The sequence below is a fragment of the Vogesella mureinivorans genome (assembly GCF_007644035.1).
Classification (GTDB): Bacteria; Pseudomonadota; Gammaproteobacteria; order Burkholderiales; family Chromobacteriaceae; genus Vogesella; species Vogesella mureinivorans.
The window spans coordinates 152,277-162,079 of the sequence record NZ_VMTV02000464.1; the positions used below are offsets into that span (position 1 = coordinate 152,277).

At 60.0% G+C, this 9,803-nt stretch carries 6 protein-coding genes; 1 reads left to right on the forward strand and 5 read right to left on the reverse strand.

The window, feature by feature from the left end; translation table 11 throughout:
* Positions 1-3 precede the first annotated feature (3 nt).
* From FLQ44_RS12325 to FLQ44_RS12340, 4 genes are all read right to left on the reverse strand, one after another.
* A complete protein-coding gene (locus FLQ44_RS12325) occupies positions 4-2,280 on the reverse strand; it encodes an NADP-dependent malic enzyme (protein WP_147694609.1) in 2,277 nt (758 codons plus the stop codon).
* Between the two features lie 136 nt (positions 2,281-2,416).
* Complete coding sequence (locus FLQ44_RS12330; protein WP_147694610.1) at positions 2,417-3,697, reverse strand: TRAP transporter large permease; 1,281 nt, start codon at positions 3,695-3,697, stop codon at positions 2,417-2,419.
* On the reverse strand, positions 3,694-4,365 hold the full coding sequence (locus tag FLQ44_RS12335) for a TRAP transporter small permease (protein ID WP_147694611.1): 672 nt from the start codon (positions 4,363-4,365) through the stop codon (positions 3,694-3,696). Before FLQ44_RS12335 ends, FLQ44_RS12330 begins: the two co-directional genes overlap by 4 nt.
* Before the next feature lie 60 nt (positions 4,366-4,425).
* Positions 4,426-5,424 (reverse strand): TRAP transporter substrate-binding protein, encoded by a 999-nt coding sequence (locus FLQ44_RS12340; protein ID WP_147694612.1) that lies wholly within the window; start codon positions 5,422-5,424, stop codon positions 4,426-4,428.
* A 192-nt stretch (positions 5,425-5,616) separates the two neighbouring features.
* On the opposite strand from FLQ44_RS12340, the gene FLQ44_RS12345 reads away from it, so the two are divergent.
* Positions 5,617-7,905 carry a PAS domain-containing sensor histidine kinase gene (locus FLQ44_RS12345; RefSeq protein WP_147694613.1) on the forward strand — a complete coding sequence of 763 codons (2,289 nt, stop codon included), beginning with the start codon at positions 5,617-5,619 and terminating at the stop codon, positions 7,903-7,905.
* A gap of 49 nt (positions 7,906-7,954) precedes the next feature.
* Here FLQ44_RS12345 and nadB read toward each other — a convergent pair whose 3' ends face one another.
* Entirely contained in the window at positions 7,955-9,538 is a 1,584-nt protein-coding gene (gene nadB / locus FLQ44_RS12350) for an L-aspartate oxidase (RefSeq protein WP_147694614.1), read from the reverse strand.
* Positions 9,539-9,803: the final 265 nt, after the last annotated feature.

Genomic DNA, 9,803 nt, shown 5'->3' on the forward strand with positions numbered 1-9,803 from the left:
TGATCAGTTGCCGCTTTGTGCATCCACGGCCGCCATGGCGACCATGTTTACGATGCGGCGTACCGACGAGATTTGCGTCAGGATGTGCACCGGCTTGGCCATGCCCATCAGGATCGGGCCGATGGTCACGCCGTCGGATGCCGATACGCGCAGCAGGTTGTAGCTGATGTTGGCGGCTTCCACGTTTGGCATTACCAGCAGGTTGGCCGCGCCTTTCAGGTTGCTTTGCGGCATGGCTTGCTGGCGGATGCTTTCTACCAGTGCGGCGTCGCCTTGCATTTCGCCATCGATTTCCAGCGTCGGGTGGGCGGCCTGGATCAGCGCCAGCGCGTCACGCATTTTGCCGGCGCCTTCGGTGTTCCACGTGCCGAAGCTGGAGTTCGACAGCAGGGCCACTTTCGGGGCGATACCAAAGCGGCTTACCGCACGGGCAGCCATTTCGGTAATGGCGGCCAGCTGTGGTGCATTCGGCGATTCGTTGACGTAGGTGTCGGTGATGAAGATGTTGCCGGTAGGCAGGATCAGCGCGTTCATGGCGCCGGTCACTTTGTCTTCACGGGCGTAGCCGATCACGTCACGCACGATATCCAGATGCTGGCGGTAGGTGCCATAGGTACCGCAGATCAGCGCATCGGCTTCGCCGCGGCGTACCATCAGGGCGCCAATCAGCGTGGTGTTGCCGATAACACGGCGGCGAGCCTGCTCCTGCGACACGCCTTTGCGCTTCATCAGGCTGTAGTACTCCTGCCAGTAGTCGTTGAAGCGCGGGTCGGATTCGTTGTTGACCAGGTCGAAATCCACGCCGGCTTCCAGCTTCAGGCCCAGCTTTTCGATACGCTTGGCAATCACGGACGGGCGGCCGATCAGGATCGGCTTGGCCAGGCCTTGCGATACGATTTCCTGGGTGGCGTGCAGTACGCGCTCGTCTTCACCTTCGGCCAGTACCACGCGTTTGGCTTCTTTTTTAGCTTGGGCGAATACCGGTTTCATGAACAGGTTGGTCTTGTACACAAACTGGGCCAGCTGGTCCGCGTAAGCGTCAAAGTCCTTGATCGGGCGGGTAGCCACACCGGAGTCCATGGCGGCTTTGGCCACGGCCGGGGCGATTTTCACTATCAGGCGCGGGTCGAATGGCTTCGGAATCACGTATTCTGGGCCAAAGGACAGCTCCTGGTCGCCGTAGGCCGATGCCACCACGTCGTTCTGCTCGGCCATGGCCAGGTCGGCAATGGCGCGCACGCAGGCCAGCTTCATTTCTTCGTTGATGGTGGTGGCGCCGACGTCCAGTGCACCACGGAAGATGAACGGGAAGCACAGTACGTTGTTGACCTGGTTCGGGAAGTCCGAACGGCCGGTACCGATGATGGCATCCGGGCGCACTTCTTTTACCAGCGGCGGCAGGATTTCCGGTTCCGGGTTGGCCATGGCCAGAATCACCGGGTACGCAGCCATGGATTTCACCATGTCTTGCGTGACCAGTTTCGGGCCGGACAGACCCATGAAGATGTCGGCGCCTACCATGGCGTCGGCCAGTTTGCGTTGGCCGTTGTCCGGGATGGCGAAGCGTTTCTTCGATTCGTCCATCTTGTCGTCGCGGTCCTGGTAGATCACGCCTTTGGAATCGCAAACGGTGATGTTCTCACGCTTCACGCCCAGGGCTACCATCAGTTCCAGGCAGGCAATGGCGGCTGCGCCGGCACCGGAGGTGACTACGCGTACGCTGCCGATATCCTTGTTCACCAGGCGCAGCGAGTTCAGTACTGCTGCGGCGGCCACGATGGCGGTACCGTGCTGGTCGTCGTGGAATACCGGAATATTCATGCGCTCACGGCACTTCTTCTCGATGTAGAAGCATTCCGGGGCTTTGATGTCTTCCAGGTTGATGCCGCCGAAGGTCGGCTCCATCGCGCAGATGATGTCTACCAGCTTGTCTGGGTCGTTTTCGTCCAGCTCGATGTCGAACACATCAACACCGGCAAACTTCTTGAACAGTACGCCCTTGCCTTCCATCACCGGCTTGCCGGCCAGCGGGCCGATATTGCCCAGGCCCAGTACGGCGGTACCGTTGGTGACTACGGCAACCAGGTTGCCACGTGCGGTGTATTTATAGGCATTCAGCGGGTCTTCCACGATAGCGTCGCAAGGTGCGGCTACGCCCGGGGAGTAGGCAAGTGCCAGGTCGCGCTGGGTGGCCAGCGGCTTGGTTGGGGCGACCTGGATCTTGCCCGGCTGCGGGAACTGGTGGAAATCGAGTGCGGCTAAGCGCAGTTGCTCGTCCATTCTGTTGGCTCCTGATTGTTATTTCAGAGGGTGTGGAGAGGCCGGCCATTATAGGGCCAACCCTTGCTTATGGGTACGCGTGTCTGACAAAAAACGCGACGGAAGGGTTCCGTCGCGTTTGTTCAGGCTGCGTGCATTACATGCCCAGTGCGTTGGGCAGCCACAGCGAGATGGCTGGTACGTAGGTAATCAGCATCAGGTAGGCAATCATCACCAGAATCCACGGTGCGCAGGCCTTGGTAACGTCGGTCAGGCCCATCTTGGCAATGCCGGACGCCACGTACAGGTTCAGGCCCACCGGCGGCGTGATCATGCCGATCTCCATGTTCACCACCATGATGATGCCAAAGTGGATCGGGTCGATGCCCAATGCCACGGCAACCGGGAACAGGATAGGGGCGGTAATCAACAGTACCGACGACGGCTCCATGAAGTTACCCGCCAGCAGCAGCAGCAGGTTAACCACCAACAGGAACATCCATGGCGACAGCCCTTGGTCGTTGATCCACGCTGCCAGGTCTTGCGGGATGCTTTCGCTGGTCAGCAAGAACGAGAACAGTACGGCGTTGGTGATGATGTACAGCAGCATGGCCGACATGTTGGCCGAATCGAGCAATACCTTGGGTACCTGTTTCCAGCCGATGTCCTTGTACACGAACAGTGCCACGCAGAAGGCGTACACGGCAGACATGGCAGCGGCTTCGGTAGCAGTAAAGATGCCGGAGTAAATGCCGCCGATGACCACCACGATCAGGAACAAGCCCCAGAAGCTTTCGCGGAAGGCGCTGATGCGCTCGCCCCAGCCAGCCTTGGCCATGCGTGGGTAGTTTTTCTTACGGGCCACAAACCAGGTCACGCCCAGCAGGACTAGCGCCAGCAACAGGCCTGGGACCACGCCAGCCATGAACAGCTTGCCGATCGAGGCGTTGGTGGATACTGCGTAAATCACCATCACGATGGACGGCGGAATCAGGATGCCCAGGCCGCCTGCGGTACCAATCACCCCTACGCCGAATTCTTTCGGGTAGCCCTGCTTCAGCATTGCTGGCAGCAAGATGGAGCCGATGGCTACCACGGTGGCCGGGCTGGAACCCGATACCGCCGCAAACAGCGCACACGCTACCACGCCAGCCAGTGCCAGGCCGCCGTGCCAGTGGCCCACCATCGAGGTGGCAAAGTTGATCATGCGCTTGGCCACGCCGCCGTGGGTCAGGAAGTTACCCGCCAGGATAAAGAACGGAATCGCCATGATTTCGAACTTTTCGATGCCGGTGAACAGCTTTAGTGCCACCGCCTCGATCGGTACCTCGGTCATGGTGAACAGGAAAGTCAGTACCGTCAGACCCAGCGAGATGGAAATGGGCATGCCGGTAAGCATCAGCACCGCCAGGATGCCAAAAATGATCAGCGCGCTCATTGCTGGTCTCCCTTGCGTGCTTTGCCGCCGTCGGCGTGTTCTTGTTCTTCAGCGATAACGAATGCTTCGCCAATGGCTACGGTGTCGTCTTCGATACCGTCAACGTGGCCGTGGTCGTGGTGTGGCAGTTCGCCGGTCTTGGCAAAGATCCAGGCTACTTGCAAAAAGCGGAAGCACATCAGGAACGACGCTACCGGAATGGCGGAGTAAACCATCCAGGTGGGCCATTCCAGGTCTGGCGTAGTGGGGCCTTCGTAGAAGTTGCCGGTGTCCATGCCAAAGGTAGTCAGTGTGGCGTAGGCCATGCCGTTTTCCCACACGAAGTAAGCGCCCAGGCTGCCGATGATGGCGGTGAACAGCGCGCCGGCAAACAGGCCGAACAGCACGAATTTGTTGCGCAGCGGGGTATCGAATTTGTTAATCAGCACGTCCACGCCTACGTGGATGCCGGTGCGTACGCCATAGGCAGCGCCGATCTTGGCCATCCACACAAACATATAGATGGTGAGCTCTTGCGCCCAACCCATATTGATTTCCAGCAGGATGGGTTGCAGGCTTTCAAAGCCGCTGCCATAGCGGTGCACGACCGAGGCGAAGGTAATCAGTGTGGCCGCAGCCATAAGGAAGGCAACAAGCCATTCCTCAAGACGGTCTAGTATCTTGATCACGGTGGGGTCTCCGTATAAAAAAGCGCCCGCAGGGACGCGGGCGCGCTGGTGAGGCGAGGCTTAGTTAGGGGTGTAGCCGGTCTGTTTGTAGATCAGCTGTACCAGGCCTTCGCCGATACGGTCGTCCATCTTGGTGTGCACAGGTACCAGTGCCTTTTTGAATGCTGCACGCTCTGCGTCGGTGGGCACGTAAACCTGGGTTTTGCCGCTGGCGCGGATCTTGGCCAGGTCTTCGTCGTTTTCTTGCTTGGCGATCTTGTTGGCGTACACGGTGGCGTCTTTCATGGCGCCGTCCAGTGTGGTGCGCACATCAGCCGGCAGGCCATCCCAGAACTTCTTGTTCACGATCACGGCGTAGCCCAGGTAGCCGTGGTTGGTGACCGTGGCGTGCTTTTGTACTTCGTGCATTTTCTGGGTAAACATATTGGATGGCGGGTTTTCGGTGCCATCCACCACGCCGGTTTGCAGTGCCTGGTAGGTTTCCGAGAAGGCCATCACTTGCGGCAGGGCACCCATGCTGCGCATTTGCTCTTCCAGTACCTTGGACGACTGGATACGCATTTTCAGGCCCTTCACGTCCGCAGGGGTCTTGAGTGGCTTGTTGGCCGACAGGATCTTGAAGCCGTTGTCCCAGAAAGACAGGCCTTTGATGCCCTTGCTTTCCAGCTTGGCCAGCATCTGCATGCCGATCGGGCCCTGGGTCACTTTGTGTAGTTCGGCATAGTTGTCAAAGATGTAAGGCAGGTCGAACACTTCGAACTCTTTCGCACCCAGCGGGCCGAATTTGGCCAAGCTCGGGGCCAGCATCTGTACGGCACCCAGCTGCAAGGCTTCCATTTCTTCCTTGTCCTTGTACAGCTGGCTGTTCGGGAATACTTGTACCTGAACGCGGCCTTTGGTGCGCTCTTCTGCCAGTTTCTTGAAGTACTCGGCGGCTTTGCCTTTCGGGGTGTCCTGCGCCACCACGTGGCTGAACTTGATCACGAAATCGGCGGCATTGGCTGCGCCGGCTACGCCGAATGCCAGGCTGGCGATCAGGGCTGCGTATTTCAGTTTCATCTGTGTACTCTCCTATGTGTTGTCTGTGTTGCTCCGGCCCCAGTTTTTATCGAAGGGCTCATCGCAAACTCAACACTAGAATCAAAGCACTACTTTAGCCATTGGGGAATTCAGCATTAGGGATTTCCCTAATATCGACCGTCAGCGGCCAGCGGCACTTTGGCGCCCTGCGGCCAACTTAGACTGAATCCCATGATCCTTACCGAGCACTCATCGCATCCAAGCCCGCGCCGCTTATGGCTGAGCGCTGCTTTTATCCTTATCGGCTTGCTGCTGGCCCTGGGCGGCTTGTTCTGGGTGGTATACAAGGATTGGCAAGACGAGCAGCGCGATGGCCTGATCCAGGAGCTGCTATGGCTGGATCAAAGCCTGCGCTTGCACCTGGAGGGGCACCAGCAAAGTGTGGAGTCCATGCAACTGGATGCGCCCCTGACGCGTGCCGAATCCCGGCGTTTTTTTGCGGCGGCAGCGTTGTTGCAGCGTGAGAGCAAGGAAATCGAGGCGGTGCAGTGGGTAGGCCCGCGTGGCGAGGTGTTGCTGGATGCGCAAAAGCGTGCCGGTTTGCAGCTGGGCGGCAATGCTTACGACGCGCTGTGGCGTGCCGAGCGCTTGGGCCGGGTGTCGTACAGCCCCCCATACCTGGGACAGGATGGCAAGTACCGCTTTGATCTGGCGGTGCCCAGTTTCGAAGCCGGGCGCTATCTGGGCGGGCTGCGGCTGGTGTACCGCATGGACAGTCTGCTGCAGTATCAAGTGCCGTGGTGGCTGGCGACCAAATACCACATCAGCCTGGTAGATCTGGGTGGCAAGGTGCTGGCCAGCAAATTTGACCAGGCCTCGCCGGTGGGCACGCTGTCGCATGAGCTCAGCTTTGACCCGCCCGGCTATGGTGTCAGCCTGCGCGCCATTACCTACCGTACCGGAGTGGGGTTTTCGCTGCCGGTGCTCAGCCTGCTTATCGGTTTGCTGGTGCTGGCGCTGCTGTTCCTGCTGTGGCGTATCCGTGGCCAGGTGCGTGTGCGGGCGCATGCCGAACGCGCACTACAGCATGAGATGTCGCTGCGCCGCTCGGTGGAAGATAGTATGAAAAGCGGGCTGATCGCCTTTGCCGGCAATGGCCAGATCCTGCGGGTGAACCGCGCCATGAGCGAGCTCACCGGCCTGTCTGCCGACGAGCTGGTGGGCCAGCAGCTGCCCTACAGCTTCTGGGCAGAGGAGGACTACCCGCTACTGATGCAGGCCATGCAGGCCATGCTGGCCGGCCAGCTGCCCGAGCACGGCTTTGAGCTACCGTTCCGCCACCGCGATGGCGAGAAGGTAGAGGTAAGGCTGTACGCCACGCCGCTGTTGCTGGAGGGCGGGCGGCACGATGGCTGGGTGGCGTCCATGTACGACATTACCGAGCTCAAGAAAAAGCGTGTGGCGCTGGATGAATCTCACCGGCGCTTTCTGGCGGTGCTTAATGGTCTGGAGAGTGGCCTGTGCGTGATCGATGGCGACACGCGGCAGCTGCTATACGCCAACCCGGCCTTTGCTGCCGGCTGGGCCAGCTTTACGGTGCATGGCAGCTACTGCCCGTTGATGCCTGGCCTGATGGGGGATAGCCACGCCACTGCGGCCAACCTGGAGTGCTCGCCCGATGGCGGCCGTAGCTGGTTTCAGCTGCAATACCGGCGTATCAATTGGGTAGGGGGCGAGTCGGCCTGGCTGTGTATGCTGTTGGACATTACCGATGCCCGCGCCCGTGCCGAGCGTGAGCTGGCGCAGGAGGAGCGCTTCCAGACCACCTCGCGCCTGATTGCCATGGGCGAAATGGCCTCGTCACTGGCGCACGAGCTGAACCAGCCGCTTACCGCCATTTCTACTTATGCTTCGGGCCTGGCGCGCAAGCTGCCCGCCGAGCTGGCGCAGGCGCGTGGCGTGGGCGAGGCGGTGCAGGCCATTGCCGACCAGGCGCGCCGCGCCGGGCAAATCGTTAACAGTATTCGTGCCTTCGTGAAAAAGCACGCCCCGCAACTGGAGCTGAGCGACCCGGACCTGGCAGTACGGCGCGTATTGGCGCTGGCACAGCCCATGGCCGACAAGTACGGTGTGCGCTTGCAGCTGGAGCCTGCCCGCGGCGGCTTGCGGGTGGAAATGGACCCGGTATTGATCGAGCAGGTGCTGCTGAACCTCATCAAAAATGCCATCGAGGCCATGCGCGAGGCGGGCAGCGTGCGGCCAACCATTCACCTGCGCAGCACCACGGGCAAGCAGTTCTGGCGTGTAGAGGTCAGCGATAACGGGCCTGGCTTGCAAGATGGTGTGAGAGAGAATCTGTTTACGCCGTTCTACTCCACCAAGACCGACGGCATGGGTATTGGCTTGAATATCTGCCGCTCGATTGTGGAGTTTCACCGTGGCGAGTTTGGCGTCAGCACCCCGCTGGCCGGCGGCTGCGTGTTCTGGTTCACCTTGCCGGTGTTTGTGGCGCAGGGTTGAGGCGGGGAGGGCAGGTTGGCCGCAGGCTGCGGCCAACCTTGGCTGTGGCTTACTTCTGTGGTGTCAGGATGGTATCGCTGCTTTGCGGTAGGGTGTCCGGGTAGTCGCGGCTAAAGTGCAGGCCACGGCTTTCTTTGCGCGCCAGTGCCGAGCGCACGATCAGCTCGGCGGTTTGCACCAGGTTGCGCAGCTCTACCAGATCATTAGTAATGTGGAAGTTGCTGTAATACTCGTCAATTTCCTCATTCAGCAGCTTGATGCGGTTCAGCGCGCGCTCCAGGCGCTTGTTGGTGCGCACAATACCCACGTAATCCCACATCGCGCGGCGCAGCTCGTCCCAGTTGTGCGAGATCACCACTTCTTCGTCGGTGTCGGTCACGCGGCTGTCGTCCCAGCCCGGAATGGTGGGCTGTTTCACGGGCGCCGCCGCATTGATGTCGGCTGCCGCCGCTTTGCCGATTACCATGCATTCCAGTAGCGAGTTACTGGCCAGGCGGTTGGCGCCGTGCAGGCCGGTGCAGGCTACTTCGCCTACCGCATACAGGCCTTCCACATCGGTGCGCCCCTTCAGGTCGGTCACCAGGCCGCCGCAGGTGTAGTGCGCGGCCGGTACCACCGGGATAGGCTGCTGGGTAATATCAATGCCCAGTTCCAGGCAGTGCGCGTAAATATTGGGGAAGTGCTCCTGGATGAAGCTGGCCGGCTTGTACGAGATATCCAGATACACGCAGTCCAGGCCGTGCTTCTTCATCTCGAAGTCGATAGCGCGTGCTACCACATCACGCGGTGCCAGCTCGGCGCGCTCATCGTGGTGCGGCATAAAGCGGGTGCCATCCGGCAGGCGCAGAATGCCGCCTTCGCCACGCACCGCCTCGGAAATCAGGAAAGACTTGCTGTGCGGGTGGTACAGGCAGGTGGGGTGGAACTGGATGAACTCCATATTCCCCACGCGGCAGCCCGCACGCCAGCCCATGGCGATGCCGTCGCCGGTGGCGGTATCCGGGTTGGTGGTATACAGGTATACCTTGCCGGCGCCGCCGGAAGCCAGAATGGTATGGTTGGCCGCAATGGTCACCACCTGGTCCGCCAGCTTGTCCAGCGCGTACACGCCGTAGCAGCGTTTGCCCTCCAGCCCCAGCTTGCTGCTGGTAATCAGGTCTACCGCGATAAAGTCTTCCAGCACCGTAATCTGCGGGTGGGCTTTGATCTTCTGCCCCAGCGTGCTGGTGACGGCTGCGCCAGTTGCATCGGCAGCATGAATGATGCGGCGGTGGCTGTGGCCGCCTTCGCGTGTCAGGTGAAAGCCGGTCTGGTGGCTATCGTCGCGCGTAAACGGCACGCCCAGGTCCACCAGCCAGTCGATGGCCTCTTTCGAGTTTTCCACGATAAAGCGCGTCGTGGCTTCATTACACAGGCCCGCGCCGGCAATCAGCGTATCGCTGATGTGCTGCTCTACCGAATCACCGGTATCCAGCACGGCGGCAATGCCACCTTGCGCATAGCTGGAGCTACCCTCCAGCAAGTCGCGTTTGGTAATCAGGCCTACCTTGCGGGTTTCAGCCAAATGCAGCGCCAGCGTCATGCCTGCCAGGCCGCTGCCAATAATCAGCACATCAAACTTGAGAGTGGTCATTACCTTGGGTGCGATCGTCGCATACAGTCGATAAACAAGGCCTAAAGGGTAGCAGAGCGCAGCCTCGCTGTCTTTTGCTGAGCTTGGGCCGCCTGCGGCCAACTTTTTTGCTTTTCAGTGCCGTTGCAAATCAACACCTTAAGCAAATACTTGCAGTTTATTGCGGGGTAAGTGTTGACGGGTGTGGGTGGGGTGGGTATAGTTCGCCTCCTCAGCTGACGACGCAAACGAAACAAGCCAGTCAGCACCGCTCTTTAACAGACCA